This window comes from Tenacibaculum sp. IB213877 (genome assembly GCF_034043975.1).
Taxonomy (GTDB): domain Bacteria; phylum Bacteroidota; class Bacteroidia; order Flavobacteriales; family Flavobacteriaceae; genus Polaribacter.
Window position 1 is genome coordinate 110,258 of sequence record NZ_JAXCHH010000004.1, and the last position, 25,559, is coordinate 135,816.

General features: G+C 31.7%; 29 protein-coding genes. 12 read left to right on the top strand and 17 right to left on the bottom strand.

Annotated elements, in window-relative coordinates:
• Positions 1-87: 87 nt before the first annotated feature.
• Together SLH33_RS03835 and SLH33_RS03840 are read left to right on the top strand one after the other, a co-directional pair.
• Positions 88-750 carry an ABC transporter ATP-binding protein gene (locus tag SLH33_RS03835; RefSeq protein WP_320417753.1) on the top strand — a complete coding sequence of 221 codons (663 nt, stop codon included), beginning with the start codon at positions 88-90 and terminating at the stop codon, positions 748-750.
• A 42-nt stretch (positions 751-792) separates the two neighbouring features.
• Positions 793-1,557: a TIGR02757 family protein gene (locus SLH33_RS03840; RefSeq protein ID WP_320417754.1), complete on the top strand. Its 765-nt coding sequence runs from the start codon at positions 793-795 to the stop codon at positions 1,555-1,557.
• Positions 1,558-1,559: 2 nt separating this feature from the next.
• Here SLH33_RS03840 and SLH33_RS03845 read toward each other — a convergent pair whose 3' ends face one another.
• The 3 genes from SLH33_RS03845 to rimO form a co-directional block, all read right to left on the bottom strand.
• Positions 1,560-2,753 carry a hypothetical protein gene (locus SLH33_RS03845; RefSeq protein ID WP_320417755.1) on the bottom strand — a complete coding sequence of 398 codons (1,194 nt, stop codon included), beginning with the start codon at positions 2,751-2,753 and terminating at the stop codon, positions 1,560-1,562.
• A gap of 221 nt (positions 2,754-2,974) precedes the next feature.
• Positions 2,975-3,709: a diphthine--ammonia ligase gene (locus SLH33_RS03850; RefSeq protein WP_320417756.1), complete on the bottom strand. Its 735-nt coding sequence runs from the start codon at positions 3,707-3,709 to the stop codon at positions 2,975-2,977.
• Positions 3,710-3,764: 55 nt separating this feature from the next.
• Complete coding sequence (rimO, locus tag SLH33_RS03855; RefSeq protein WP_320417757.1) at positions 3,765-5,126, bottom strand: 30S ribosomal protein S12 methylthiotransferase RimO; 1,362 nt, start codon at positions 5,124-5,126, stop codon at positions 3,765-3,767.
• Positions 5,127-5,205: 79 nt separating this feature from the next.
• Here rimO and SLH33_RS03860 point away from each other — a divergent pair, with 79 nt between their 5' ends.
• Together SLH33_RS03860 and SLH33_RS03865 are read left to right on the top strand one after the other, a co-directional pair.
• Positions 5,206-5,646 (top strand): hypothetical protein, encoded by a 441-nt coding sequence (locus tag SLH33_RS03860; RefSeq protein ID WP_320417758.1) that lies wholly within the window; start codon positions 5,206-5,208, stop codon positions 5,644-5,646.
• 43 nt (positions 5,647-5,689) lie between these two features.
• Positions 5,690-6,082, top strand: coding sequence for a hypothetical protein (locus tag SLH33_RS03865; RefSeq protein WP_320417759.1), 393 nt, complete (start codon positions 5,690-5,692; stop codon positions 6,080-6,082).
• A gap of 77 nt (positions 6,083-6,159) precedes the next feature.
• On the opposite strand, the gene ftsY is transcribed toward SLH33_RS03865, so the two are convergent.
• The 7 genes from ftsY to SLH33_RS03900 form a co-directional block, all read right to left on the bottom strand.
• Entirely contained in the window at positions 6,160-7,113 is a 954-nt protein-coding gene (gene ftsY, locus SLH33_RS03870) for a signal recognition particle-docking protein FtsY (protein WP_320417760.1), read from the bottom strand.
• 269 nt (positions 7,114-7,382) lie between these two features.
• Positions 7,383-7,535 (bottom strand): DUF4295 domain-containing protein, encoded by a 153-nt coding sequence (locus SLH33_RS03875; protein ID WP_320417761.1) that lies wholly within the window; start codon positions 7,533-7,535, stop codon positions 7,383-7,385.
• A 39-nt stretch (positions 7,536-7,574) separates the two neighbouring features.
• Entirely contained in the window at positions 7,575-7,757 is a 183-nt protein-coding gene (gene rpmG, locus SLH33_RS03880; RefSeq protein WP_154194477.1) for a 50S ribosomal protein L33, read from the bottom strand.
• 27 nt (positions 7,758-7,784) lie between these two features.
• Positions 7,785-8,024, bottom strand: a complete 240-nt coding sequence (gene rpmB / locus SLH33_RS03885; RefSeq protein WP_320417762.1) for a 50S ribosomal protein L28 — start codon at positions 8,022-8,024, stop codon at positions 7,785-7,787.
• 81 nt (positions 8,025-8,105) lie between these two features.
• A complete protein-coding gene (locus SLH33_RS03890; protein WP_320417763.1) occupies positions 8,106-9,350 on the bottom strand; it encodes a competence/damage-inducible protein A in 1,245 nt (414 codons plus the stop codon).
• Between the two features lie 87 nt (positions 9,351-9,437).
• The gene (locus SLH33_RS03895; RefSeq protein ID WP_320417764.1) at positions 9,438-10,046 is read right to left on the bottom strand and encodes a fumarylacetoacetate hydrolase family protein; all 609 of its coding nucleotides are present in this window, start codon (positions 10,044-10,046) and stop codon (positions 9,438-9,440) included.
• 78 nt (positions 10,047-10,124) lie between these two features.
• Entirely contained in the window at positions 10,125-10,964 is an 840-nt protein-coding gene (locus SLH33_RS03900; protein WP_320417765.1) for a 1,4-dihydroxy-2-naphthoyl-CoA synthase, read from the bottom strand.
• Between the two features lie 91 nt (positions 10,965-11,055).
• Here SLH33_RS03900 and SLH33_RS03905 point away from each other — a divergent pair, with 91 nt between their 5' ends.
• Complete coding sequence (locus SLH33_RS03905; protein ID WP_320417766.1) at positions 11,056-12,297, top strand: alpha/beta hydrolase; 1,242 nt, start codon at positions 11,056-11,058, stop codon at positions 12,295-12,297.
• Between the two features lies 1 nt (position 12,298).
• Here the strand turns inward: SLH33_RS03905 and SLH33_RS03910 are convergent, their stop codons facing one another.
• From SLH33_RS03910 to hutH, 5 genes are all read right to left on the bottom strand, one after another.
• Positions 12,299-12,712, bottom strand: a complete 414-nt coding sequence (locus tag SLH33_RS03910; protein ID WP_320417767.1) for a DNA-binding protein — start codon at positions 12,710-12,712, stop codon at positions 12,299-12,301.
• Positions 12,712-14,403 carry a 2-succinyl-5-enolpyruvyl-6-hydroxy-3-cyclohexene-1-carboxylic-acid synthase gene (gene menD, locus SLH33_RS03915; RefSeq protein WP_320417768.1) on the bottom strand — a complete coding sequence of 564 codons (1,692 nt, stop codon included), beginning with the start codon at positions 14,401-14,403 and terminating at the stop codon, positions 12,712-12,714. The genes SLH33_RS03910 and menD overlap by 1 nt, the downstream gene beginning before the upstream one ends.
• A 67-nt stretch (positions 14,404-14,470) precedes the next feature.
• Positions 14,471-15,124, bottom strand: a complete 654-nt coding sequence (gene fsa, locus SLH33_RS03920; protein ID WP_320417769.1) for a fructose-6-phosphate aldolase — start codon at positions 15,122-15,124, stop codon at positions 14,471-14,473.
• A gap of 125 nt (positions 15,125-15,249) precedes the next feature.
• On the bottom strand, positions 15,250-16,053 hold the full coding sequence (locus tag SLH33_RS03925; protein ID WP_320417770.1) for an SDR family oxidoreductase: 804 nt from the start codon (positions 16,051-16,053) through the stop codon (positions 15,250-15,252).
• 1 nt (position 16,054) lies between these two features.
• Complete coding sequence (gene hutH, locus SLH33_RS03930; RefSeq protein ID WP_320417771.1) at positions 16,055-17,557, bottom strand: histidine ammonia-lyase; 1,503 nt, start codon at positions 17,555-17,557, stop codon at positions 16,055-16,057.
• Between the two features lie 140 nt (positions 17,558-17,697).
• Here hutH and SLH33_RS03935 point away from each other — a divergent pair, with 140 nt between their 5' ends.
• Positions 17,698-19,086 carry a TlpA disulfide reductase family protein gene (locus tag SLH33_RS03935; RefSeq protein WP_320417772.1) on the top strand — a complete coding sequence of 463 codons (1,389 nt, stop codon included), beginning with the start codon at positions 17,698-17,700 and terminating at the stop codon, positions 19,084-19,086.
• A 71-nt stretch (positions 19,087-19,157) separates the two neighbouring features.
• On the opposite strand, the gene SLH33_RS03940 is transcribed toward SLH33_RS03935, so the two are convergent.
• Together SLH33_RS03940 and SLH33_RS03945 are read right to left on the bottom strand one after the other, a co-directional pair.
• A complete protein-coding gene (locus SLH33_RS03940) occupies positions 19,158-19,958 on the bottom strand; it encodes a TIGR00266 family protein (RefSeq protein WP_320417773.1) in 801 nt (266 codons plus the stop codon).
• Between the two features lie 43 nt (positions 19,959-20,001).
• Positions 20,002-20,457: a DUF4442 domain-containing protein gene (locus tag SLH33_RS03945; protein WP_320417774.1), complete on the bottom strand. Its 456-nt coding sequence runs from the start codon at positions 20,455-20,457 to the stop codon at positions 20,002-20,004.
• 153 nt (positions 20,458-20,610) lie between these two features.
• Here SLH33_RS03945 and SLH33_RS03950 point away from each other — a divergent pair, with 153 nt between their 5' ends.
• The 6 genes from SLH33_RS03950 to SLH33_RS03975 all read left to right on the top strand — a co-directional run bounded on the left by SLH33_RS03950 (position 20,611) and on the right by SLH33_RS03975 (position 25,539).
• A complete protein-coding gene (locus SLH33_RS03950; protein ID WP_320417775.1) occupies positions 20,611-21,042 on the top strand; it encodes a DUF4870 domain-containing protein in 432 nt (143 codons plus the stop codon).
• A gap of 10 nt (positions 21,043-21,052) precedes the next feature.
• Positions 21,053-21,397: a PadR family transcriptional regulator gene (locus tag SLH33_RS03955; protein WP_320417776.1), complete on the top strand. Its 345-nt coding sequence runs from the start codon at positions 21,053-21,055 to the stop codon at positions 21,395-21,397.
• Positions 21,390-23,366 carry a PspC domain-containing protein gene (locus tag SLH33_RS03960; protein WP_320417777.1) on the top strand — a complete coding sequence of 659 codons (1,977 nt, stop codon included), beginning with the start codon at positions 21,390-21,392 and terminating at the stop codon, positions 23,364-23,366. The genes SLH33_RS03955 and SLH33_RS03960 overlap by 8 nt, the downstream gene beginning before the upstream one ends.
• 26 nt (positions 23,367-23,392) lie before the next feature.
• Positions 23,393-23,896: a nuclear transport factor 2 family protein gene (locus SLH33_RS03965; protein ID WP_320417778.1), complete on the top strand. Its 504-nt coding sequence runs from the start codon at positions 23,393-23,395 to the stop codon at positions 23,894-23,896.
• A gap of 237 nt (positions 23,897-24,133) precedes the next feature.
• Entirely contained in the window at positions 24,134-24,802 is a 669-nt protein-coding gene (locus SLH33_RS03970; protein ID WP_320417779.1) for a M15 family metallopeptidase, read from the top strand.
• A gap of 125 nt (positions 24,803-24,927) precedes the next feature.
• Positions 24,928-25,539 (top strand): hypothetical protein, encoded by a 612-nt coding sequence (locus SLH33_RS03975; protein WP_320417780.1) that lies wholly within the window; start codon positions 24,928-24,930, stop codon positions 25,537-25,539.
• The last annotated feature ends 20 nt before the right edge of the window (positions 25,540-25,559 follow it).

A 25,559-nucleotide genomic window follows, 5' to 3' on the forward strand; every position in this document is an offset into this window, starting at 1 on the left:
ATATAGCTACTACCAACCCAAGAAATCAGATTAAGGAAAATTAATCTGGTTTCTTTTTTATACATTCGCTGTATCGAAATTTGATTTATGATAGTTGCTAAGAATATTCACAAATATTACGGAGACGTTGAAGTTTTAAAAGGCGTAAACCTTCATATTAAAAAAGGAGAAATTATAGCCATCGTAGGTCCTTCCGGAGCAGGAAAAACTACACTTTTACAAATTTTAGGAACATTAGATAAACCTCAAAAAGAGCAAAATTACGATTTGCTTTTGGACGGAATTTCAATTAAAAACCTTTCTGATAAAGAAGTTTGTGCCTTTCGTAACAATCATATTGGTTTTATTTTTCAATTTCATCAACTTTTACCAGAATTTACAGCATTAGAAAATGTATGTATTCCTGCTTTTATTGGAGGAAAAAAAAAGCAAGAAACTGAAAAAAGAGCTAAAGAATTATTAGCATTTTTAGGATTATCACATCGTGAAGATCATAAACCCAATCAGCTTTCGGGCGGTGAACAACAACGAGTTGCGGTTGCTAGAGCTTTAATAAATAATCCTTCGGTTATTTTTGCCGATGAACCTTCAGGTAATTTAGATTCTGTTTCTGCTAAAAATTTACATGAATTATTCTTTAAATTACGTGATGAATTTGGACAAACCTTTGTGTTAGTAACACACAACAAGGAATTGGCGCAAATGGCAGATAGAACGCTAACTATGAAGGACGGAATTATTGTTGAATAATTTCTTCGATATTCAAGAACGGTTAACACTACAAGAAGAAAGATGAATAAAAATGAGTTGAAGGATTTTCTTGACGAAAAAGCTGACTTTTATGAAAATTTAGATTTTATTGAAAGTGATCCAATTCAAATTCCGCATTCATTTACCCAAAAAGAAGATATTGAAATTGCTGCATTTTTAAGCGCAAGCATTGCTTGGGGAAATCGTAAAATGATTATCAACAACGCTACAAGAATGATGGATTTACTAGGAAATTCACCATTTGATTTTGTGTTGAATCATACAGAGGAAGATTTAGCTGATTTTGACGGATTTGTTCACAGAACCTTTAATGCTGATGATTTTAAATTCTTTGTGCAATCACTCAAAAACATTTATCAAAATCACGGTGGATTAGAAGAATTACTTCGAATAAAAGACGGTTCTGACAACTATAAAACCTCTATTCATAATTTTAAAAAAGTATTTTTTGAAATTCCACATTTACCAAGAATTCAAAAACATGTTTCTGACCCTATGAAAGGCTCTGCTTCCAAACGAATTAACATGTTTTTACGTTGGATGGTTCGCAACGGAAAAAAGGGTGTAGATTTCGGAATTTGGAATTCACATTATTCAGCTCATTTGCACTGTCCGTTAGATGTTCATACCGGTAATGTTGCTCGAAAACTTTCAATTTTACAACGTAAACAAAACGATTGGAAAGCAATTCAGGAATTAGATGTAATTCTGCGAGAGTTTGATAAAAACGATCCTGTTAAATATGATTTTGCCTTGTTTGGTTTAGGTGTTTTTGAAAAATTTTAATACTAATAAGCCATTAAGTTTTTAAACGTTACGTTAAGCTTATACATGTTTAAATTATCATTAAAAGCTGTCTTCACTTCGTTTAATTTTCTTTCTAACTCATGTGATTTATTATCTATTTTCGTAGCATCTCCAATACTTTTGCTGTCGTTTAGCACTTTTTGTAAAGAAACTTGATAAGCAGTAAAAATAGATACGTATTCTTTACTCAATGCCTCAACCTCATCTCTAATAAATTTTGCTTGATTCAATGCATAAGTAGGATACGCTAATTTGTTATTTAACAAATGCTGATTGTAATTACTGGGTTGTAAACTAATAATTGCATCTACTTGTTGTTGAATATTCTCTTTAGTATAAAATGAATTTATTAACTGTGTTAAACTTTGTTTTTGAGAAATATTTGCTACACTCGGGTTTAAGGTATGAATTCTTTCTGTAGTGTATTGTGTTAATAATAATACTAAACCTTCTTTTCTAACATCTAAATTACCTAAGTTTTGTTCAAATTCTAATTGTGCTCTGGCTAAGGCTTCATAGTGTTTTAAATACACTTGTAATGATTTTTTAAACTCTACTACATCGTTAATGGTTACATCTTTACCTTTTAATGCATTTCCAATTACCAAATCTACTACAGATTTAATAGAACTAACAACTGGAATAGCATTTGTAATTGACTGAGTTATTGGTGATTTAATAATATTATCTACAAATAATAAAAACTTAGAGCTTTTAACTCCGTTTATTTTTTTGTTTCCTTTAATAATTTTTTGCTGAAGAATAGTTGTTATTTCTTCTGATAATGAAAAACCTAAATCTGTATTGTCTGGGTTATTTAAACTTGATATCTGATTTAAATAATCGCTAGTAGCATCTAATTGCTTTATTGCATTTAAACTAGAATTTGCAGCAAATACAAATTCGGTAGTACTTATAATTTTCTTTCTTCTTTGTTCTAATTGCTTTTGTAAGCCAAACAATTCAGCATCTGTTAAATCCTGAATTTTTTTATTATTAGAAGCCATTAATTCTTCAAAATTATTCACTTTTAAAACTATAGTATCTAGTTTTTTTGCATCTTTCAGAAGTTCAAAATAATTTTTATACAACACATTTACAGAATCTTTTAACGACTGCGCTTGGATAAAAACTGTAAATAAAACAAAAACTAGAAAGAATAATACTTTTTTCATATTATAGTAATTTTAATAATAGTTTGGATGTCATTTTTAAGGCTTAACAAGTATAAATATAAAAAGCGTATTTATAAAACAGCTAATGCCTATTTTAAAAAAAATAGATATCCTTACATATATCATGCCTTTTTTATTTTTTCTAAAAAAAACATATAAATATGTGTAATAATCAGGTATCTATGTGGTGAAAATATTTTATAAAATAGAATAATTTAAAACTAGGTTAATAAATCGCAATACCAAAAACTAGTATCATAATTTTTAATCTTATCTTTAGAAGAAGATGAGTAACAATTATCAGAATCTTCATCATGTAATGTATATGATTTTAACACTATATCGCCAATTTTAAAGTTTATAGGATTTTTAAAAATTGGTCCATCATAGCAAAACGTATGAAACTCTCCGTTTTCTCCACATATATCTACATTTTCAGGAAGTTCGTTTAAAAAATCTTCATCTATAATTCTTCCAACAAACTCTTTTCCTAATTTTTTAGCATTTACACATACCGTAATTGCCTTAAAACCTAAACGTAAAAACTCTTGCATTAATAGTTTGGTATCTTGTTTCCAAAGTGGATACACTCCATTAATACCTACTTCTTGCAACTTAGTATCTCTATAATTTCTTAAATCTTCTAAAAAAATATCTCCAAAAACTCCGTTTACAAGTCCATTTTCCTTCAACTCAGAAGTTTTTTCTTTCATCTTTTTATTATATAAATCCATAGTTACATTAGCTGGAAATTCAATTTTTTCTAAAGGAATACCAATACTTTCAGCTTGAGTAACTAACAAGCTTTCATGCAAACCATGCATAGAAACACGATGAAAATCTTTGTTTATATTGGTTATTAACTTTTCAACTTTATACTCTTTTTCTTGTAAAATTTTATATAATGCTAATGCAGAATCTTTTCCTGAACTCCAGTTAAAATAGGCTTTTTTCATAAAACAAAATTGCATAAAAAAATCCTGCTTTTTCAGCAGGATTCTATATTTATTATTAGTTGTTAATTTTTCTCTTTTGATTTAACGGAACAGGTCTTTCTTGTTTTACAACTGGAGTACCGTGTAAATCAAAATCTCCGGCATCAAAAATTTCAATATCAATAAACTCACCCAATTTTATGTAATGTTCTTGAGCATCAACAATTACATCGTTATCTACATCTGGTGAATCAAATTCGGTTCTTCCATAATAAAATTCTCCATCTTTTCTATCGAATAAACATTTGTAAGTCTTTCCAATCTTCTCTTGATTCAATTCCCAAGAAATCTGACTCTGAACTTCCATAATTTCATTCACTCTACGGAACTTTACATCTTCAGGAACATCATCTTCCAACACATAAGCACCTGTATTTTCTTCATGCGAATATTGAAACGCTCCTAAACGCTCAAAACGCATCTCCTCTACCCAATCTTTTAGCTCTTGAAATTGCTCTTCTGTTTCTCCAGGGTATCCAACAATTAACGTAGTTCTGATTGCCATATTAGGAACTGCTTCACGGAACTTGTGAATTAACGCAGTGGTTTTTTCATGCGTTGTACCACGCTTCATCGATTTTAAAATCTCAGTATTGATGTGCTGTAACGGAATATCTAAATAATTACAAACCTTCGGTTCGGTTTTCATCACCTCTAATACATCCATAGGGAAACCAGTTGGGAACGCATAATGCAAACGAATCCACTCAATTCCATCAACTTTTACCAACTCTTTTAATAAATCTGCTAACGCACGCTTTTTATAGATATCTAATCCGTAATAGGTTAAATCTTGCGCAATTAGCATGATTTCTTTAATTCCTTTTTCGGCTAACTTTTTAGCTTCAGTAACCAAATCTTCAATTGGAGTTGATTTGTGTTTACCACGCATTAACGGAATTGCACAAAACGAACACGGGCGATCGCAACCCTCAGCGATTTTTAAATACGCGTAATGATCTGGTGTTGTAGTTAAACGCTCACCAATGAGTTCATGCTTATAATCCGCCTCTAAAACTTTTAATAAATTCGGTAAATCGTGCGTACCAAAATATTGATCTACATTGGTAATTTCAGCCTCTAAATCAGGTTTATAACGCTCACTTAAACAGCCAGATACATAAACCTTATCTACCTCACCTGCTTCTTTTTTTTGTGCGTAGTGTAAAATAGTATCGATTGATTCTTCTTTGGCTTTACCAATAAACCCGCAGGTATTAATCACAACAATATTTCCGTCGTCATTTTCATCTTCATGTACAACGTTTTTTCCGTTGGCTTTTAATTGCCCCATTAACACTTCAGAATCATACACATTTTTTGAGCATCCTAAAGTTACTACGTTGATTTTGTTCTGCTTTGTTGATTTTGTACGCATATCAAAAATTTGGACTGCAAAGATACGTTTTAATTAAACCTTTCTTATATTTTGGAGTCTTAAAAATTAAAACTAACTAATGAAACCATATACTTTAATTTTATTTAGCTGTTTACTATTATTTTTAAACTGCTCGTCGGACCCAAACGATCCTCCTGTTGAAGAACCTCAAAATGAAGAAATGTACTTTCCTCCTATCAATTCAGACACTTGGGAAACAAAAACCTTTGCTGAACTTGGTTGGAACCAGAGCCAACTTCAACCTTTGTTAGATTATTTAGAAGAAAAGAACACCAAAAGTTTTATGATACTTCACAACGGAAAAATTGTTGTTGAAGTGTATATGAACGGTCACACCTCATCAGATTCTTGGTACTGGGCAAGTGCAGGTAAAACATTAACTTCTACTTTAACAGGAATTGCCCAAGATGAAAGTTTACTAAACATTACCAGAGATAATTTTGCGCTGTCTAATTTTGATAATGAATTGTGGGGTGAGATTGATGGTTTTATAAATTAATTTTTTTTTGTATTATTGTTAAATAACTAAGTAAAAATTATCTATGAAAAAAATTAATTTAATACTAGCGTTTTTTTTAATCCTGTTGCTTTCTTGTTCAGAAAACAACGATTCTCAAAAATTCAATCTAACAGATGATACAACAGGTATATGTGATGACCCAAGACTTAATGATCCTGAAGATGGAACTATTTGTTGTATTCAAAGAAATTCTCAATTAAGTATTGATAGTACAGTAGAATACGAGTACAAAACCAATATTCCAAACCCTAGTATAAAATGGACAGTAGTTTCTGGAGACATTAATATAGTTTCAGATACTAATTCAAATATTTTAGTAATAGAATTTGGTAATAATTTTAATAAAGGAGAAATTAATTGTGTTGGAGAGTCAAGTGAAATATGTACCGAATCCGTTTTAATAGTAAAAGAATAAAATAAATAAAAACTCCCAAAATTGGGAGTTTTTTATTTATTGTAAGATTCCTGCATTCACAGGAATGACATAGTTTTCTACTTAAAAAAAGAATCTACAAACTCGTATTTGTTAAATACCTGTAAATCGTCTATTCCTTCTCCTACTCCAATATATTTTACCGGAATTTGAAATTGGTCAGAAATACCAATAACTACACCTCCTTTAGCGGTTCCGTCTAACTTAGTTACTGCTAATGAAGTTACTTCGGTTGCTTTGGTAAACTGTTTTGCTTGCTCAAATGCATTTTGACCTGTAGAACCGTCTAACACCAACAATACATCATGCGGAGCATCTGGAATTACCTTTTGCATTACACGCTTAATCTTGGTCAACTCATTCATTAGGTTTACCTTGTTGTGTAAACGTCCTGCGGTATCAATAATGATTACATCAGCATTTTGATTAACTCCCGATTTTACTGTATCATAAGCTACAGAAGCAGGATCAGAACCCATTTCTTGACGTACAATTGGTACATCAGTTCTATCTGCCCAAACCTGTAATTGATCAATAGCAGCGGCTCTAAACGTATCTGCTGCTCCTAAAACAACTTTTAAACCTTTCTTTTTGAATTGACTTGCTAATTTACCTATTGTAGTTGTTTTACCTACTCCGTTAACTCCAACTACCATTAATACATATGGTTTTTTGTTTTCTGGAATGGTAAATTCGGTTTCGTTTCCTACGTTTGTTTCTGACAATAAACCCGCGATTTCTTCTCGTAGAATTTGATTTAACTCTTCTGTGCCTAAATATTTATCGCGTGCAACACGTTCTTCAATTCTATCAATTATTTTTAAGGTAGTATTTACCCCAACATCTGAAGACACTAAAACTTCTTCAAGGTTATCTAAAACATCATCATCTACTTTAGATTTACCTGCAACAGCTTTAGAAAGTTTATCAAAAAAACTTGTCTTTGTTTTCTCTAAACCTTTATCTAAGGTTTCTTTTTTCTCTTTTGAAAAGATGTTTTTTAAAAAACTCATGTATAATTTTTATAATCGTTTGGTATACGTTAAAAATTGTACCACTTTTAAAATGCGGTCAAAATGTCATTTAACGATCATCTTTCGCGTTAGGGATTAAAGCTGGCTACCGTGTAGCGCGTAAAGCCCGACCCGTTTATCCTGAACTTGTTTCAGGAAAGGGTAACGCCCAACTCTTCAACTACGCTCAGAGTGACAACATGTAAATATATAAAAAAAGCTACTCTCAAAAAATGAAAGTAGCTTTTCTTTAAACTGTATTACAAGAATTACTTTTTTGCTAAAAAGTCATTCACGCTATCTGGATCCATAATAGCTTCAACGAATGTATAAGCTCCTGATTTTGGAGATTTTACCATTTTGATAGCTTTGGTTAATCTTTTAGAACCTGTTTGTAATGTTGCTACTGATTTTTTTGCCATGACTATAGGTTATATAGGTTGTTATCTCAACAACTTTAATTATTTAATTTCTTTATGAACTGTCATTCTCTTTAAGATTGGATTAAATTTCTTTAATTCCATTCTATCTGGAGTGTTCTTTTTATTCTTTGTTGTAATGTAACGAGAAGTTCCTGGTTGTCCAGATTCTTTATGCTCAGTACATTCTAAAATTACTTGAACTCTGTTTCCTTTTTTTGCCATCTCTCTATAATTTTATCTAGTCAGGAATTATTTTGCTAAGAATCCTTTTTCTCTTGCCTCCTTAATAACAGCAGAAATTCCTTTCTTGTTAATATTTTTTAATGCAGAAGCAGATATTTTTAACGTTACCCATTTATCTTCTTCTGGAATATAGAAACGCTTAGTCATTAAATTAGCGTTAAACTTTCTTTTAGTTTTATTCATTGCGTGCGAAACGTTGTTCCCAACCATCGCTTTCTTTCCTGTTAATTCACAAACTCTAGACATCTTGTTGACAGTTTTTAGTGTTATTTCTAAACGAGGTGCAAATATACAAACATTTTACCAAATTAAACAAAATATTCTAAGTTAATTTTTTAGAATTATTTTTTGCACCAGCTCTAAAGCTTTGTTTATGGTTCTGTTTATTACTTTTTCTCTGGGTTGCCCAAAGTTAAACTCATGTACTTCCACTTCATTTTTATATGCTATAGCTATATAAACTACGCCTACATCTTTATTATTATTGTCTGTAGTTGGCCCCGCATTCCCTGTGACAGCAATAGCATAATCTGTTTTAAGTTTTTCAATGGCTCCTTTAACCATTTCTTCTGCTACTTCCTTGCTTACCACAGTATGCTCTTCAATAGTTTTTGATGAGACTCCCAACAACTGAGTTTTTAACTCTGCTGTATAAGTTACCAAACTTCCTTTGAAGTAAGATGAAGCTCCTGGAACTGAAACTATGGTAGATGCTATTTTTCCACCTGTTAAGCTTTCAGCAGTTCCAATGGTTTTCTTTTTAAATTTTAAAAGATCTCCTATTTGTTTTTCAAGACTTTCGCTGCCATCATACCCGACAAAAATATCAGAAAGTAGCTTCTTAAGTTCTTCTGTTTTGGTGTTGATTGCTGTTTCTAACGGTTCTTTATCTTGACCTTTTGCTGTTAAACGTAAACGAACGCTTCCAAAAGATGGCAGATACGCAAGTTTTATAAATCCTGGTAAATCATCTTCCCACTTCTCTATTCTTTCTGCAATAGAACTTTCTCCCATGCCATAAGTTAGCAAGGTTTTATGGAAAATATAGGGTAAATGAAATTGCTCCTGAATTTTGGGTAAAACTTCATCTTTTATCAAACCTTTCATTTCATAAGGAACACCTGGTAAGGACACAAAAACCGTATTGTTTTCATAAAACCACATTCCGGGGGCAGTTCCTAATCGGTTATGTAACCAAGTTGCTTTAGTAGGTAACAGTCCTTGTTGCCTGTTGAGCTCACCAAAAGGAATGTTATACTTAGAAAACAATTCTTGAATATGCTCTACTATTTCTTGCTTAAGCTCTAAAGTGTCGTTAAAGTATTCAGCAATAGTAGTTTTGGTAATATCATCTTTGGTAGGTCCCAAACCACCTGTTATTATAACAATATCTGCTCTACCTTCCGCTTCTTTTAAAGCTTCAAGAATGTGTTCTTTATTGTCTTGGATAGAAGAAATTTGATGAACGGAAACTCCTATTTTGTTCAATTCTTGAGCAATCCATTGCGAATTAGTATCTACAATTTGCCCAATTAAAATTTCATCACCAATCGTTATGATTTCTGCATTCATTTTATATTGTCATTCCTGCGAAGGCAGGAATCTTTTTTTATTTTACTTTGAGATTCCTGCCTTCGCAGGAATGACATTCTTTATCAATTATTTAACTTTAATTTGAAACGCTTGTTTCCCTTCAATAGTTCCAGTCAATACATCTTCTTCAGTAACTTTACCTACTCCAGCTGGAGTACCGGTAAAAATAATATCTCCTTTTTTTAAGGTAAAATATTGTGATACATAACTAATTAATTCATCAATTTTCCACATCATATTAGAAGTATTACCATCTTGCACCACCTCATCGTTCTTTAATAATTGAAATGATAAATTTTCTAGATTAAATTCTTCTTTCGGATAGAACTCACCTACAACAGCACTTCCATCAAAAGCTTTTGCTTTTTCCCAAGGCAACCCTTTTTCTTTACATTTTGCCTGAACATCTCGTGCAGTAAAATCTATTCCCAAACCAATGGTATCATAGTATTTATGTGCAAATTTTGATGAAATATGTTTACCAACCTTATTGATTTTTACCAATACCTCTACTTCATAATGTACGTCATTGGAAAATGGCGGAATGAAAAATGGCATTTTTTTGGGAAGAATAGCTGAATCTGGTTTTAAAAACACTACCGGATTTTCTGGTTTTTCATTAGCTAATTCTTCAATATGTTTCGCATAATTGCGACCGATACAAATTATTTTCATAAATAATTACGAATAAATAATTATAAATTACAAACTTCAAAACAATTCGTAATTCATAATTTTAAATTTAATAATTGATTAAGGAATCCACTTTTTAGGGAAGTTAGGCTTACGTTTTTCTAAGAAAGCATCACGCCCTTCTTTAGCCTCATCTGTCATATACGCTAAACGAGTAACCTCTCCTGCAAATACTTGCTGACCCACCATTCCGTCGTCAGTTAAGTTCATTGCAAACTTTAACATTTTAATAGACGTTGGTGATTTTGCTAAAATTTCTTGCGCCCAATCAAACGCTGTTTGCTCTAACTCGTCATGAGGTATTACCGCATTTACCATTCCCATTTCATAAGCTTCTTGTGCAGAGTAATTTCTTCCTAAGAAAAAGATTTCACGCGCCTTTTTTTGCCCTACCATTTTAGCTAAATATGCAGAACCATAACCAGCATCAAACGAAGTTACATCGGCATCCGTTTGTTTAAAAATAGCGTGTTCTTTACTTGCTAAGGTTAAATCGCAAGTAACATGTAAACTATGTCCGCCACCTACTGCCCAACCAGGAACTACACAAATCACCGCTTTTGGCATAAAACGTATTAAACGTTGTACTTCTAAAATATTTAAACGATGATAACCATCTTGCCCAACGTATCCTTGATGCCCGCGTGCATTTTGATCACCACCCGAGCAAAAACTCCACACTCCATCTTTGGTTGAAGGTCCTTCGGCAGATAATAACACCACCCCAATGTCAGTATCTTCATGCGCGTCATGAAAAGCATCTAATAATTCTGAAGTGGTATGTGGTCTAAATGCATTACGTACATTTGGGCGGTTAAACGCTATTCTTGCTACGTTATGCGACTTTTTGTAGGTTATATCATCATAAACTTTTGCAGTTTTCCAGTCGGGTTTTATCATAATTTCAAAAAATTGTCGTTATTAGAACAACAAAAATAGTATAATAACTTTATTTTATCTTTTTATATTTGACAAGTTAATATTTAACCCCATGAAACAGATATTTGTAATTGTTGCTTTAATATTTAGTGCTTTAACCATTGCACAAACTACTTTACATAAAAAATTAAACTCTATTGAGTTTGGTAAAAACCGTGATTTAAAAATCCATTTACCGAAAGGATATGAATCTGACACGACACATAAATACCCTGTAGCCATTGTTTTAGATAGTGATTATTTGTTTGATTTATATGTTGGAAACTCAAAAATTTATGCAAAAGCTGATTTAGCTCCTAAACAAATTGTTGTGGGGTTAGATACTGATTACAGTATAAATCAAGACGTATCAACAGTAGAAACTAATGGTGCTTTAACCACTAATAGTTCTAAATTTTACAATTATATCAAAAAAGAAGTAATTCCTTATTTAGATACCAATTACAAAACATCTCCTTTTTTAACTATTGTAGGTGATGGAATTGGAGCTAACTTTTTATTACATTTTTTAGAAGAACCAAAGCCTATTTTTAATGGATATGTAGCAATTTCTCCGGAAATGAATGAGCAAACAGCTCGCTTACTGGGTACTTATAACTTAAAAAGGTTGGATGATATTGACAACGATTTTTACTTATACATGAGTACAAATCCTTTTGAAAGCCAGAGCAGTAAAAAGCTTTACAAGCAACTAACAGAAGCATTAACCAACTTAGAAACTGAAAAACTACACCTGACTTTTGATAAGTTTGAAGATGCACCTAACAAACCTTCAGCTATTTCAAAAGCACCTCCAAGAGCTTTTGCTAAGTTATTTGAATTGTATTCAAGAATTTCAAAAGAAGAATATGATGCTAATATTAAAGAGTTAGATCCGTTAGATGCCATCAAATATTTAGAGAATAAATATATAGATATTGAGTACTTATATGGAACGAATTTAAATGTCCGTTTTGAAGATATTTATGCTATTGAAAGTATTGTTATTGATAAAATGGATGGAGATTACCTACGTGTTTTAGGTGATTTTGTTATGATAAAGCATGCAGAATCTCACTTAGGAGAATACTACGTTGGTAAATATCATGAATTAGGAAGAAATTACGAACAAGCATTATTTTACTATAAAGAAGCCTATGGTAAGATGGAGTTATCTAACCCAAATACAGAAGCTTTTTATGAAAATATTCTTCGTGTAGAAAATGCAGCAAAAACAGCAAAACTTGAACAAGACGCACCTATTGAAGAAACGCCCTTAGAGCAAGATGAAGAAGACGAAGAAGATGAAGAATAGCTTACTTCTTCAATTCAATTCTATCTTCTTTTAAAACAATTTTTTGTTGCTTATACAAACTACCAATAGCTCTCTTGAATGCTTTTTTACTCATTTGTAAGTGAAATTTAATCGATTCGGGAGAGCTTTTATCTGTTAATAACAAGAAGCCTTTTTCTTCTAGTTTATTCAAAATTTTATCAATATCAGTATCAATTACGTTTTTAAATCCTTGCGGACGTAATGATACATCTATTTTTTCATCTTCACGGATTTTCTTTACATAACCAGTTGTACGCATTCCTTCTTCTAAATCGGAAAACACTTCATTAGCATACAACAATCCTTCATACGTTTCATTAATCAAAACCGTATAACCCAACGCTGTTCGTAAGCCAATTATCAACTCTACCTTATCTCCTTCTTTTAAATCCATTATAAACTATTAAAATATTGTTGCAAAACTACGTCGTTTAAAGTTGACGGAGTAAAAATTTCTAAAATTTTTGGTTGATCAGATTCTGTATAAAAAGAATTTAGTTCTTTTTTAACTTCCTCTATTGTATTTGCTGATTGATATTCAAATCCAAACATTTTTGCCAAATGTTGAGCTGTTAATCCGTGCGGAGTTTCAAAATAACTCAACGCGTTGGTAGATTTTGGTCCTGGAATAATTTTGAAAATTCCGCCTCCGTTATTATTCAGTAAAATAATTCGAAAACTCTTCGAAATATGCGAATTCCACAACGCATTACTATCGTAAAAAAAGCTAATATCTCCAGTAATAAAAACTGTTTGTTTCTCACTTGCAAAAGCAGCTCCTATTGCTGTAGATGTGCTTCCGTCAATTCCGCTCGTTCCTCTGTTACAAAAAACTTGCAAAGTCGGATTTACATCAAACAACTGAGCATAACGTATAATAGAACTGTTACTGATTTGCACTTGTGAGTTATCAGGAATAGATTGTAAAACCTCATTAAAAACCTTTAAATCAGAATATTCAATTTCTTTTATAAATTGCTGATGATTTTTTGCTCTTGAAGCTTTTTCCGACAACCAATACGATTGATAACCACTTTCAATTTTTTCAGTTTTAGTAATGAATTCTGACAAAAATTCAGATGGTTTTTCTTGAATAAATTCTGATAAACAGAAATACGTATCTAATTTAGTATGCTCATCCACATGCCAATGATGTTTCGGTTTGTATTTTCTTAAAAACTGTTTAATGCGTTTAGAAACTACCATTCCACCAAAAGTTAGTAACACATCGGGTTGTAATTTCTTAAAACCTTCGTCATCCAACTTAGTAATTAATTTATCAATAGAGTTGATAAACTTATCATTATTTAAGTTAGACGTTGTCTCAGTCATTACCAATACCGAATCATCTTCTGCTAACTTATTTAAAGTCTGTTGCAGCTCTTCCGAAGGAAAGTTCACACCTACTAAAACCAATTTTTGCTGTGATGTATTCCAAATGGATGATAGTTTTTGATAATCTGTACCGTCATTACGAGTGGACACTGAGCGAAGTCGAAGTGGAAAAGAAGTAATCTCATTAAAAGATTGCTTCACCTTGTTCTCAATGACATTATCAATTTCATCAACGGTTTCATACAAAGGTTCTTCAAAAGGAACATTAATATGTACCGGCCCTTTTTGTATTATAGCAGTTTGAATAGCTTCTGCTATTTTTTTAGCATTCGCATCATTCTCTCCTTCAACTAAATTAGCTGAACATAAAATGTGATTATCAAACACATTTTCCTGACGAATGGTCTGTCCGTCACCAATATCAATTAAATGTTTTGGTCTATCTGCCGAAATTATTAGGAGCGGTATTTTACTGTAGAAAGCTTCCGCTATTGCCGGATAATAATTCAACAAAGCTGACCCCGAAGTACAAACAACTGCCACAGGTTTTTGAGTTTGCTGCGCAATACCCATTGCAAAAAACGCAGCGCAACGCTCATCAACAACACTTATTGTTTGAATATTTTGAGCATTAGAAAAACCTACTGTTAACGGTGCATTACGTGAACCTGGAGAAATTACTGCCGTATCAATTTTAAATTGTTGACACGCTGAAATGACTAATTGTGCTAGTTGTTTTTTTGAGAACATAAAACCTTTAAAAAATGAGATTCCCGCTTTCGCGGGAATGACAATATACTAAATCCAACGATGTTGGTTAGTTTCCTTTTTTATAATCTGCTAAGAATTTTTCTAATCCGATGTCAGTTAACGGATGCTTTAACAATCCAGAAATTGCGCTTAACGGACCAGTCATAACATCAGCTCCAATTTTAGCACAATCAATAACATGCATTGTATGACGTACAGATGCTGCTAAAATTTCAGTTTCGAACATATAGTTATCGTAAATCTGACGGATTTCTGAAATTAAATTCAATCCATCAGTAGAAATATCATCTAAACGACCAATAAATGGCGATACATATGTTGCTCCTGCTTTGGCTGCTAATAATGCTTGTCCTGCAGAAAACACTAATGTTACGTTGGTTTTAATTCCTTTGTCTGAAAAATATTTACAAGCCTTAACTCCATCAGCAATCATTGGTAATTTTACCACAATTTGCGGATGTAAAGCCGCTAACGCTTCCCCTTCTTTAATCATTCCGTCAAAGTCAGTAGCAATCACCTCTGCAGAAACATCGCCATCAACAATTTCACAAATTGCTTTGTAGTGGTTTAAAATGTTTTGCTCGCCAGTAATTCCTTCTTTAGCCATTAAAGACGGATTGGTTGTTACCCCGTCTAAAATACCCAATGCTTGCGCTTCTTTAATTTGGTCTAAGTTTGCTGTGTCAATGAAAAATTTCATGTAAAAATATGTTTAATAGTTGTGTTCTAAAATAGTATTTGGGCGTTCGAGCGGGCTTTCGCAACTCGCTTTTTATGTCATAAAAGAGCTCAAACAATTTGCTCAATCCCTAACGCGTTGCGAATTTACAACTTATAATGATTCATTAAGAGTTTTTCGTAAACTTTATCAGGCAAAATACGTTTTAAAACAATGGAGAATTTCTCCATAAAGCCGCCTACTTTATAATGTATTTTTGGGTTGTTTGCATTGATAATATTCAACACTGCTTTTGCCATCACTTCCGGATCCATTCCAGCATCTACATGATTATCCATTAACGCTAAGTTTTCAGCATATTTTTCTTTGTATGCAGAATCTTCAAAAACAGGTGTATGATATCTACCCGCAGCAATGTTGGTTGCAAAATCACCAGGTGCAACGTTTACCACATCAATTCCAAAGTTTTTAACCTCCATACTGATGGCTTCAGTGATTAATTCTAAAGCACCTTTACTTGCAGAATAAACTCCTCTAAAAGGCAAACCCATATACCCTGCAATTGAAGTTACATTGATAATTTTACCCGATTTTTGCTTACGCATTTGCGGTAACACCGCTTTCATTACCTCAATAGGTCCGAAAACGTTCGTATCAAAATTCGACTTCATTTCATCTGTTGGGGTGTCTTCAATAGGACCTGTAATTCCTTTTCCAGCATTATTTATTAACACATCAAGCTTACCTTCTTTATCAACAATTGTTGATACTGCTTTTTTTATAGTTTCAACATCCAAAACATCTAAAGCAATCATTTTGAACGGAACATTTGTAACTTTTTCAGGGTTTCTACTCGTACCATATACTACAAATCCTTTTTGATGTAAAAAATTTGCAATGGCTTTTCCAATTCCTGAGGATGCTCCTGTGATTAATACAACTTTTGACATGTTACAACAATTCTGAGGTTTCTATAGTTAAATTTTCGATAAACGCTTCTGATGCTTTAATATCATTATGCAGCACTCTGTCCTCCTCTACAACCGGAACATCTTGCCTGAACATAGTTACAAACGAATCTAAAAACGGGGACGTTTTATGTTTTCTGAAAGACAATGCTTGCGAAGCATTCATCAATTCAATAGCTAATACCGACTGCACGTTATCCATCACTTTTTTAGCTTTCACTGCTGCGTTTGCTCCCATACTCACATGATCTTCTTGTCCGTTTGAAGAAACAATAGAATCAATACTTGACGGTGTACATAATTGTTTATTAGCACTTACGATACTTGCTGCAGTGTATTGCGGAATCATAAATCCGCTATTTAATCCCGGGTTCGAAACTAAAAACGCTGGCAATTCTCTCAACCCAGAAACTAATTGATAGGTTCTTCTTTCAGAAATATTCCCTAATTCAGCAACAGCAATGGCTAAATAATCTAAGGCTAACGCTAAGGGTTGCCCGTGGAAATTTCCTCCTGAAATAATTTCATTTTCATCAACAAAAATATTCGGATTATCCGTCACCGAATTGATTTCTGTTAAAAATGTCTTCTTCACAAAATCTAATGTATCCTTTGTAGCTCCGTGCACTTGAGGCATACATCTAAAAGAATACGGATCTTGAACATGTTGTTTTGGTTGATGGATCAATTCGCTATCTTGTAACAACTCTTTAATTCTTTCAGCAGTTTTCAACTGACCGTTATGAGGACGCACCAAATGAATTAACTGATTAAAAGGTTCTATCCTTCCATCAAACCCTTCTAAAGAAACCGTTCCAATTACATCAGCTAAATATGATAATTTATATGCTTTTAATAAATTATGTACTCCATATGCACTCATAAACTGTGTTCCGTTTAACAATGCTAATCCTTCTTTAGATTGTAATTTAATCTTCTCCCAAGAAAACTTTGTAAGCAATTCTTCACCAGAAATTCTTTCATCATCAACATAAACTTCTCCCATACCTATTAATGGTAAAGAAAGATGTGCCAGTGGAGATAAATCTCCAGAAGCACCTAATGAACCTTGCGTATACACAACAGGTACTATATTATTATTGTATAAAGCTACTAAACGCTCCACAGTTTCCAATTGCACCCCCGAATGACCATAACTTAACGATTGTATTTTAAGCAACAACATTAACTTGACAATTTCACTTGGCACTTCTTCTCCCGTACCACAAGCATGACTCATTACTAAGTTTTCTTGTAGTTGCTGAAGATCATTCCCTGCAATCTTTACATTACATAAAGAACCAAATCCTGTATTAATCCCATAAATAGGATTTTGCTCTTGTTTCATTCTTTCATTTAAATACAATCTACATTTACAAATTTTATTTTTAGCGTCATCAGATAGCGCTATTTTTAAATTATTTAATAAAATATGATGAATTGTTTCTAAATTTAAGGTATTTGATGTTATATAATGAATATCCATTTTTTCTTGTTTTGTGCGCCAAAAGTCAGCAAACAGAGTTTTTTTTCCAAATTTTTTTGTTAAAGATTTTGACTTGAAATAAAAAAAAACTACTTTCGAACCTTAAATCATAATTATATTTACCCCAAAAATATAGAAACATGAAAAAAATAATCCTCTTAGGTTTAACCGTTACATTGCTATTCTCTTGTGATAAAGAAAAGCCTAAAGACTATGCAGTATTATCTGGAGAAGTAGAGAATTTCAGAAGTAGAAGTATGACTTTGACCGGTTATAATTTTGAAAAAAGAATTCGTTTTGATAGAAAAACTAAAACGTTTACAGATACTTTAAAAAATATTACTCCTGGTCATTATACATTAAAAATTGGTAAAAGACCTGTTGATGTATATTTATCTTCAGTTGAAGATTTAAAAATTATAGTTGATGCTAAAAAACGTACTGAAGACCCTACTTTTGAAGGTCCAAATGCAAGCATTAATAATTATTTAGCAGAAAGAAAAAAGAAGTTTGGTGCTATTTTAGGAAATCCTAACAAGTTGTTTGCTTTAAATGAAGATGAGTTTTTAAGCAAAATGGATGAGTACAAATCTGAATTAGAAGATTTAGCTGACGCATCTCAACTTCCTGCTGACTATTTAGCTTTAGAAAAAAGAAATATTAATTATGAGTTAGCTATAGGTTTATACAACTATGAAAAATTCCATCGTATCTTATATGGAGATGATGAGTTTAAAGTATCTGATAGTTTCCCTATTGATATTCCAACTTCTGTAGCTTTAAGTAATGCTGATGATTATATTTTCTCTAAGCATTATAGAGACCTAGTTAAAAGAAGATTAGACGACATCACTAATAAAAAGAGTCGTGAAGATAGTGACTTTAACTTATCATACTTAGAAACTGTTCAAACAGAAGTTACAGACCCTCTTATTAAAAACGATTTAATTCATAAAGCTGCTTTAGTTAGTATTACTTATACTTCAGAGTTAAAAGAGTATTATGATAAGTACATGGCATACTCTACAAATGAAGATAATAAGAAGGAGATAACTGAAATGTACAATAAACTTAAGTTAACTGCTAAGGGACAACCATCTCCTAAATTCAAAAATTTTGACAACTATAATGGAGGAAAAACTTCTTTAGATGACTTAACTGGCAAAGGAAAATACATATATATTGATGTTTGGGCTACTTGGTGTAGTTTCTGTAAAAAAGAAATTCCTTTACTTAAAAGAATGGAACAACAATACCATGGTAAAAACATTGAATTTGTAAGCATTAATGTAGATACGAGAGACAAAAAGAAAAAATGGGAAGAAACCATTGAAGAAAAAGAAATGACTGGGGTACAATTATTTAGTGGTAAAAGTCATTTAGATTTAGATTTTGCTCAAGACTACTTAATTAAAGGATTACCAAGATTTATCTTAATTGATCCTGATGGAAAAATTGTAACGGCTAATGCACCAAGACCAAGTGAGGGTGATAAATTAGAAGAGATTTTTGAAGAATTAGGTATCTAATTCAAATAGAAAATAAATAAAAAAATCCGCTGAAAGTTTCAGCGGATTTTTTTATGCCTTATGTTTTTATTTTAAAAACGGTTATCTCCATCAATAATATCACCAATGCCTCCTAAAATACTTCCTTCTCCTCTATCACCTCTACCTGTTTGTGGTGCCATTGCTAAAACTCTACCTGCTAACCTACTAAACGGTAACGATTGAATATACACTGTACCTGGTCCTCTAAGCGTTGCGAAAAACAATCCTTCTCCACCAAAAACAGTATTTCTAATCCCTCCTACAAATTCAATATCATAATCCACCTCTTTGGTAAACCCAACAATACACCCTGTATCAACTTTTAAAACTTCCCCCGGTTGTAATACTTTTTTAGCCATGGTTCCTCCAGCATGAATGAATCCCATTCCGTCACCTTCCATTTTTTGCATAATAAAGCCTTCACCTCCAAACAAACCTCTTCCTAATTTTCTAGAAAATTCAACTCCTATAGAAACTCCTTTGGCTGCACATAAAAAAGCATCTTTTTGGCAAATAAATTTACCTCCAAATTCTGTTAAATCAATAGGTATAATTTTTCCTGGGTAAGGTGATGCAAAAGATACTTGTTTTTTGCCTTGTCCTACATTGGTAAAAACAGTCATAAATAAACTTTCTCCTGTTAACAATCGTTTTCCTGCCGAGAATAATTTACCTAAAACTCCCCTTTCTTGATTAGAACCATCTCCAAAAATGGTATTCATTTTCACCTCGTTGTCCATCATCATAAAGCTACCGCTTTCGGCAACTACACCTTCTTGAGGATCGAGTTCAATTTCAACATATTGCATTTCTTCACCATAAATATGGTAATCTATTTCGTGTGCATTCATAATAATTAGTGTTTTATTGTTAGACGGTTTTTGTCATAATTTGTTACTGTTTTACTTTCAAACTCCATTCAAATTCAAATTTTGAAACAGAAACCCCATCTTCATTAATCCCTTCTGAAACTACAACAATTGTTTGTCCCTCACCAGTTTCAACAGCTCTTTGAATAGCATTTGTAATTTCTATTCCTTGATTACATTCAAATCTTATTTTTCCTACTGCTTTTTTTGTAAACGCTGCATTCATATTAGTGACTAACATAGAAATTTTCTTGCCTGAATTCTGAATTGATTGCATGACTAAAATTCCTGTAGATAATTCTGCTGCCATTCCTTGAACAGCCCAAAACATACTTTTAAACGGGTTTTGATTAATCCATCTATGCTTAATATTTACTATTGATTTCTCTTCTGATATAGATTTTACTCTCGCTCCTACCAAAAAAGCGGAGGGTAATTTAAAAAATAAAAAAGTATTAATTGTTGAGGGTGTAAACTTCATTTTATTAGTATTTACCTGCAATGTACGGTTTTTTTCACCATAAAATAATCAATTTAAAATGTTAATAAATGTTAAATTTTAGTACTATGTATTGCATAATACCTTTTTTTAGATATATATTTGCATTGTAAAGTATTATACAAATCATTTATTATGAATAACAACAGTGAAAATACAAACGCTTTTTTAATGCACATATCCTCTTTTGCTGGATATTTATTTCCATTTGGAAGCATTATAACACCTCTTATACTTTGGCAAACACAAAAAGAGAAAAGTGAATTTTTAGACCATCACGGTAAAGAAGCTGTAAACTTTAATATCAGTTTTGCTTTATATATTTTTATTTTAAGTGCTTCTTTCTTTTCTTTTTTATTCGGAAATATTTTTGATGTTTTTAACGGTGTTGATATTGATTTTGGTCACGATTTTAACCATCACGGATTATTTGGTTGGTTTGGCGTAGGATCTTTAGTAGGTATTATCATTTCATTCATCAAAATTGCACTTATCATTATTGCTGCAATGAAAGCTAATAATGGAGAAAGATATGAATATCCGTTTACTATTAACTTTATAAAATAAACCACACTCAATGAAGATAGAAAACACAAAAGCCCAAATGCGAAAAGGTGTTTTAGAGTACTGCATCTTATCTATTTTACAAAAAGGAGATGCTTACACTTCTGAAATACTAGAAACGCTAAAAGCCGCTGAAATGATTGTGGTTGAAGGAACTATTTATCCTCTTTTAACACGATTGAAAAACGCGGGACTTTTATCTTACAGGTGGGAAGAATCAACCTCTGGTCCACCAAGAAAATATTACGTTTTAACCGAAAACGGAACCTTATTTTTAAAAGAATTAGACAAAACCTGGAATAATTTAGTAATTGCTGTAAACCAAGTAACAAACTCAAAATCAACTACAAATGAATAAGACTATCAATATAAATTTAGGCGGATTTTTCTTCCATATTGATGAAACTGCCTACCAAAAACTAAAACGATATTTAGACGCTATTGCTAGATCGTTAAGTGACGATCCACAAGGGAAAAATGAGATTATTGCTGATATTGAAGCACGTATTAGTGAATTATTATCAGAAAGAATTACCGATGCTCGTCAAGTAGTAAACGAAGGTGATATTGATGAAATCATTGCTATTATGGGGCAACCGGAAGATTATGCTGAAGCAGAAGAAAGCTATACAGAAACCACTTCTTCATACCAACGTAAAAGAACGGCAACTAAAAAATTATTTAGAGATGGTAATGATAAGTTTTTAGGAGGTGTTTGTTCTGGATTAGGGCACTTTATTGGTATTGACGCAATCTGGATCCGTTTAGCATTTATATTGTTAACTGCCAGTGGATTTTCTCCAATTGCATATATAGTTTTATGGATTTTGCTTCCAGAGGCTAAAACAACCGCAGAGAAATTGCAAATGCATGGAGAACCTGTAAATATTGAAAATATAGAAAAAAAAATTCGTAACGAGATTGAAACCCTATCAACAAAGCTAAAAGAAGGGGCAAATGACTTAACAGATAAGATTTCGAGCGCCGATTATGAAAAATTACGCAACCAAACCAAATCTGGCGCTCAAGATTTTATAGACACTTTAGGTAAAATTTTTACTGTTTTATTCAAAGTTTTTGGTAAGTTTTTAGGTGTATTATTTTTGATAATATCCGGTATTGTTTTGATCTCAATACTGTTAGGAATATTTTCTGTAGGTACATTTGAAATGTTTAATTTTGAAAGTGATTGGTCTGAATTCTTTCCCTTCTTCTATGGAACTACAATTCCTAAATGGTTATTAAGTGTTTGCTTATTTATGGTTATTGGACTTCCATTTTTAGCTCTATTCATTCTTGGATTACGAATATTATCTCCTAACATCAAACGATTGAGCACTCCCACATCACTAATATTATTAGGTATTTGGGTAATTTCATTTTTAGGATTACTATTTAGTGGATTAGAACTTGCTGTATCAAATGCATATAACGGAACTAAAGTAACGAAGCATGAATTGGTTATTAATAAAGAAGAACCGCTTAAAATAGGGTTTCAAAATAATGATGATATTTATTATCAACACAATTTACGCAGAAGAGATAATGCTGTAGAAGTATATGTTAATGATGAAAAACAAAAATATTCCAACGATATTAAATTAGATGTTGAACGTAGCGAAACTGGTATTCCATATATAGAAATAAAAAAAGAATCAGAAGCCGGAAAACGTCATTTAGCTGTAGAAACAGCAGAGAAAATTAACTACAAATACTCAGCTAACAACAATAAATTGGTATTTGATGCTTACTTTTTAAGTGAGTTTAAAAATATGTGGAAAGACGAGGAAGTAAGTATTACAGTATATATTCCGGAAGGTACGACTGTTTTCTTTGAAAATTCTTCAAAACGATTTTTATATAGTGTGGATAATACACAAGATATTTATGACAGAGACATGGCAAACCACCATTTTAAAATGACAGTAAAAGGTTTTGAATGTCTAGATTGTAATATCATTGAGGAAAACAAATCGGAAGAAAAAAACAATCATAATAATTGGAATTCTAACAACGATGATGATGTAAGTTTTTTATTCAATAGTACAATTAATGATATAAAAGCGGAACTAATCATCGATAAAAATACTACAAAACAAGAGCTTGAAAAACTAGCTTCATGGTTTAAAAACAAAAAAGATATTGATATTGATTTTTCAGAATCTACTTTTTTTGACAATGGAAAAATCAAAAGCTACTCTTTAAAAGTAGATTGTAATGATGGATTTTCTGGTAAAAGCGATAAACTCATCACTATAAATGGTGGAGAACACGGTTTTGTTAGAAATTACAATGATGACGGTTCTGTGCACTTCAGAATTTGGTAACAACTATTCAACTAAAAAAACTAACTATGAAAGAATTTTTTGATTTTTTTAAAGATAATTTCTTCTACAAGTTCTTACTCTTTTTATATACACTATTAATATCATGGATAATGAATGGGCAAGTTCAAGAAATACCACCCTATCAACCATTGAACACAAATTTGCATAGTGAAATTAGCAAAATGGACAGTATTTTTTTTAACGCTTACAATAATTGTGATATAAAAACCCAAGCAACAATTTTGAATAATAATATTGAATTTCTTCACGATCAAACTGGTTTATCAACCTCTAAAGAAGATATTATAAAATCCACTCAAAAAAATATTTGCGGCAAAGTAACACGTACTTTAATAAAAGGAAGTATTGAAGTATATCCTATTAACAATTACGGAGCTGTTGAAATTGGTTACCATAAATTTTTTAATAATAGAGAACCAAATGCTAAATCTATTCCCAGTAAATTTATAATAGTTTGGAAAAAAGAAGAGAATTCATGGCAAATGACCAAAGTTATTAGCCTACATTAATATATAAGTTGATTTTAACTTGAAAAAAATTAGTGAAATTGGTTAGCTAACTCCAATACACTAATACTTGGTTTACTTAGCCAAAGCTGTAAAGCTTTGGCTTTTTTACTTTCTCTATAGCAGCGTTCTTTAATTTGGTATATAAATTATTTATAAAACACCATCTTCATTAAAATCAATTAATATCTTTATAGAATCACAAAATACTTTTAAATCCATTTTTAGTACATTTACTGGATGAAATGGATTTTTTCTTTGCTATTTAGCTGTATAGCTTTCAACAATATTGCACAAAATTTACCTGAAGGTTTTTCATACATACAAGACCTAGAACCTACTATTCAACAAGAACTACGTTATTGTTCGCATAACAACTTTACAGGAGTTCCAGTAGATGGTTATGAAGAAAGTGTACTTATTACTTCTACTCCCACAGCATTAGCTTTACAAAAAGTACAACAAGAATTATTACAGCAAGGATACAGTTTAAAAATATTTGATGCGTATCGTCCTCAACAAGCGGTTAATCATTTTGTTCGTTGGGCAAAAGACATTAATGATACTATTATGAAAAAACAGTTCTATCCGGCTATAAACAAACGTTATTTATTTAAATTAGGATATATAGCTACAAAATCAGGTCATTCTCGTGGTAGCTCTGTTGATTTAACCATAATCAACCATAAAACTGGAGAAGAGTTAGATATGGGAAGTCCGTATGATTTTTTTGGTAAAATTTCACATCTTAATTATCAAAACCTCACTCAAGAGCAAAAAAACAATAGATTTTTGCTGCAAAAAATGATGAAGAAGCACGGGTTTAGACCATATATTAATGAATGGTGGCATTTTACTTTACGTAACGAGCCTTTTCCAAAAAAATACTTTAATTTTCCTATAAAATAGAATTTTAACAATTCTTATATACAGTATAATTAGTTAACGGTATTATTTTTGCTTATTAATTTTGCATGATGAATAAACTGATACATCTTACTTTTTTAACAAGTTTTGTTTTGTGTTCTTTGTGTATGAATGCTCAAGTTGATGCTAGTACAGGAGGTAATTCAAAAGGACCAATAATTGGTGTAACCAAACAACCTGTTAAAGAAATTACCAAACCCACTTCTTTAGATTTTGGTAATAATAATGGTTTTAAAACTGCTAAGAAAGAGCTGGATCAAAAAATTAAACAACAGCAAGAAGAAGAAAAGCTCAACAATTCTGGGATAATTACTCCAGAAATGATTGCACAACAAAAGTTTAACAAGGATGCAGAAAAATTTGGCTATGAAATTCCAATGATAGATATGGATTTAGGTAGCTTTCATACGAAATCTAAAAATTTAAATATTAGTAGTTATGATTTTGGCATTCTTGACGGTGACATTATTTCTATTTATAAAAACGGTAATCCTTTAATTGAAAACTTAAACTTAAAAAACACTATACAAATAGTTTCAATTCCTTTAGACATAGGTTTTAATAAAATTGAAATTAAAGCAATTGACGAAGGGAGACTTCGCCCAAACACTGGAGCCTTTACAGTTTTTGATGATTTTAAAGAAGTTGTAACTTCTAATACTTGGTTTTTAGCAAAAGGTGCAAAAGTTATTGCTATAGTTATTAGAGATGAAGAATAGTTATTTTTTAACATAAAATC

Bases quoted from the DNA above. Each gene is read 5' to 3' on its own strand.
- SLH33_RS03900 (WP_320417765.1), bottom strand. From the start codon at position 10,964: ATGATAAAACCCGACTGGAAAACTGCAAAAGTTTATGATGATATAACC.
- rpmG (WP_154194477.1), bottom strand. From the start codon at position 7,757: ATGGCAAAAAAAGGAAACAGAGTTCAAGTAATTTTAGAATGTACTGAG.
- ftsY (WP_320417760.1), bottom strand. From the start codon at position 7,113: ATGAGTTTTTTAAAAAACATCTTTTCAAAAGAGAAAAAAGAAACCTTA.
- SLH33_RS03965 (WP_320417778.1), top strand. From the start codon at position 23,393: ATGAAAGAATTTTTTGATTTTTTTAAAGATAATTTCTTCTACAAGTTC.
- SLH33_RS03860 (WP_320417758.1), top strand. From the start codon at position 5,206: ATGAAACCATATACTTTAATTTTATTTAGCTGTTTACTATTATTTTTA.
- fsa (WP_320417769.1), bottom strand. From the start codon at position 15,124: ATGAAATTTTTCATTGACACAGCAAACTTAGACCAAATTAAAGAAGCG.
- rpmB (WP_320417762.1), bottom strand. From the start codon at position 8,024: ATGTCTAGAGTTTGTGAATTAACAGGAAAGAAAGCGATGGTTGGGAAC.
- SLH33_RS03935 (WP_320417772.1), top strand. From the start codon at position 17,698: ATGAAAAAAATAATCCTCTTAGGTTTAACCGTTACATTGCTATTCTCT.
- SLH33_RS03835 (WP_320417753.1), top strand. From the start codon at position 88: ATGATAGTTGCTAAGAATATTCACAAATATTACGGAGACGTTGAAGTT.
- SLH33_RS03970 (WP_320417779.1), top strand. From the start codon at position 24,134: ATGAAATGGATTTTTTCTTTGCTATTTAGCTGTATAGCTTTCAACAAT.
- SLH33_RS03945 (WP_320417774.1), bottom strand. From the start codon at position 20,457: ATGAAGTTTACACCCTCAACAATTAATACTTTTTTATTTTTTAAATTA.
- SLH33_RS03890 (WP_320417763.1), bottom strand. From the start codon at position 9,350: ATGAATGCAGAAATCATAACGATTGGTGATGAAATTTTAATTGGGCAA.
- rimO (WP_320417757.1), bottom strand. From the start codon at position 5,126: ATGCGTACAAAATCAACAAAGCAGAACAAAATCAACGTAGTAACTTTA.
- SLH33_RS03905 (WP_320417766.1), top strand. From the start codon at position 11,056: ATGAAACAGATATTTGTAATTGTTGCTTTAATATTTAGTGCTTTAACC.
- SLH33_RS03875 (WP_320417761.1), bottom strand. From the start codon at position 7,535: ATGGCAAAAAAATCAGTAGCAACATTACAAACAGGTTCTAAAAGATTA.
- SLH33_RS03975 (WP_320417780.1), top strand. From the start codon at position 24,928: ATGAATGCTCAAGTTGATGCTAGTACAGGAGGTAATTCAAAAGGACCA.
- SLH33_RS03955 (WP_320417776.1), top strand. From the start codon at position 21,053: ATGAAGATAGAAAACACAAAAGCCCAAATGCGAAAAGGTGTTTTAGAG.
- SLH33_RS03940 (WP_320417773.1), bottom strand. From the start codon at position 19,958: ATGAATGCACACGAAATAGATTACCATATTTATGGTGAAGAAATGCAA.
- menD (WP_320417768.1), bottom strand. From the start codon at position 14,403: ATGTTCTCAAAAAAACAACTAGCACAATTAGTCATTTCAGCGTGTCAA.
- SLH33_RS03925 (WP_320417770.1), bottom strand. From the start codon at position 16,053: ATGTCAAAAGTTGTATTAATCACAGGAGCATCCTCAGGAATTGGAAAA.
- SLH33_RS03895 (WP_320417764.1), bottom strand. From the start codon at position 10,046: ATGAAAATAATTTGTATCGGTCGCAATTATGCGAAACATATTGAAGAA.
- SLH33_RS03845 (WP_320417755.1), bottom strand. From the start codon at position 2,753: ATGAAAAAAGTATTATTCTTTCTAGTTTTTGTTTTATTTACAGTTTTT.
- SLH33_RS03865 (WP_320417759.1), top strand. From the start codon at position 5,690: ATGAAAAAAATTAATTTAATACTAGCGTTTTTTTTAATCCTGTTGCTT.
- SLH33_RS03850 (WP_320417756.1), bottom strand. From the start codon at position 3,709: ATGAAAAAAGCCTATTTTAACTGGAGTTCAGGAAAAGATTCTGCATTA.
- SLH33_RS03910 (WP_320417767.1), bottom strand. From the start codon at position 12,712: ATGGATTTAAAAGAAGGAGATAAGGTAGAGTTGATAATTGGCTTACGA.
- SLH33_RS03840 (WP_320417754.1), top strand. From the start codon at position 793: ATGAATAAAAATGAGTTGAAGGATTTTCTTGACGAAAAAGCTGACTTT.
- SLH33_RS03960 (WP_320417777.1), top strand. From the start codon at position 21,390: ATGAATAAGACTATCAATATAAATTTAGGCGGATTTTTCTTCCATATT.
- hutH (WP_320417771.1), bottom strand. From the start codon at position 17,557: ATGGATATTCATTATATAACATCAAATACCTTAAATTTAGAAACAATT.
- SLH33_RS03950 (WP_320417775.1), top strand. From the start codon at position 20,611: ATGAATAACAACAGTGAAAATACAAACGCTTTTTTAATGCACATATCC.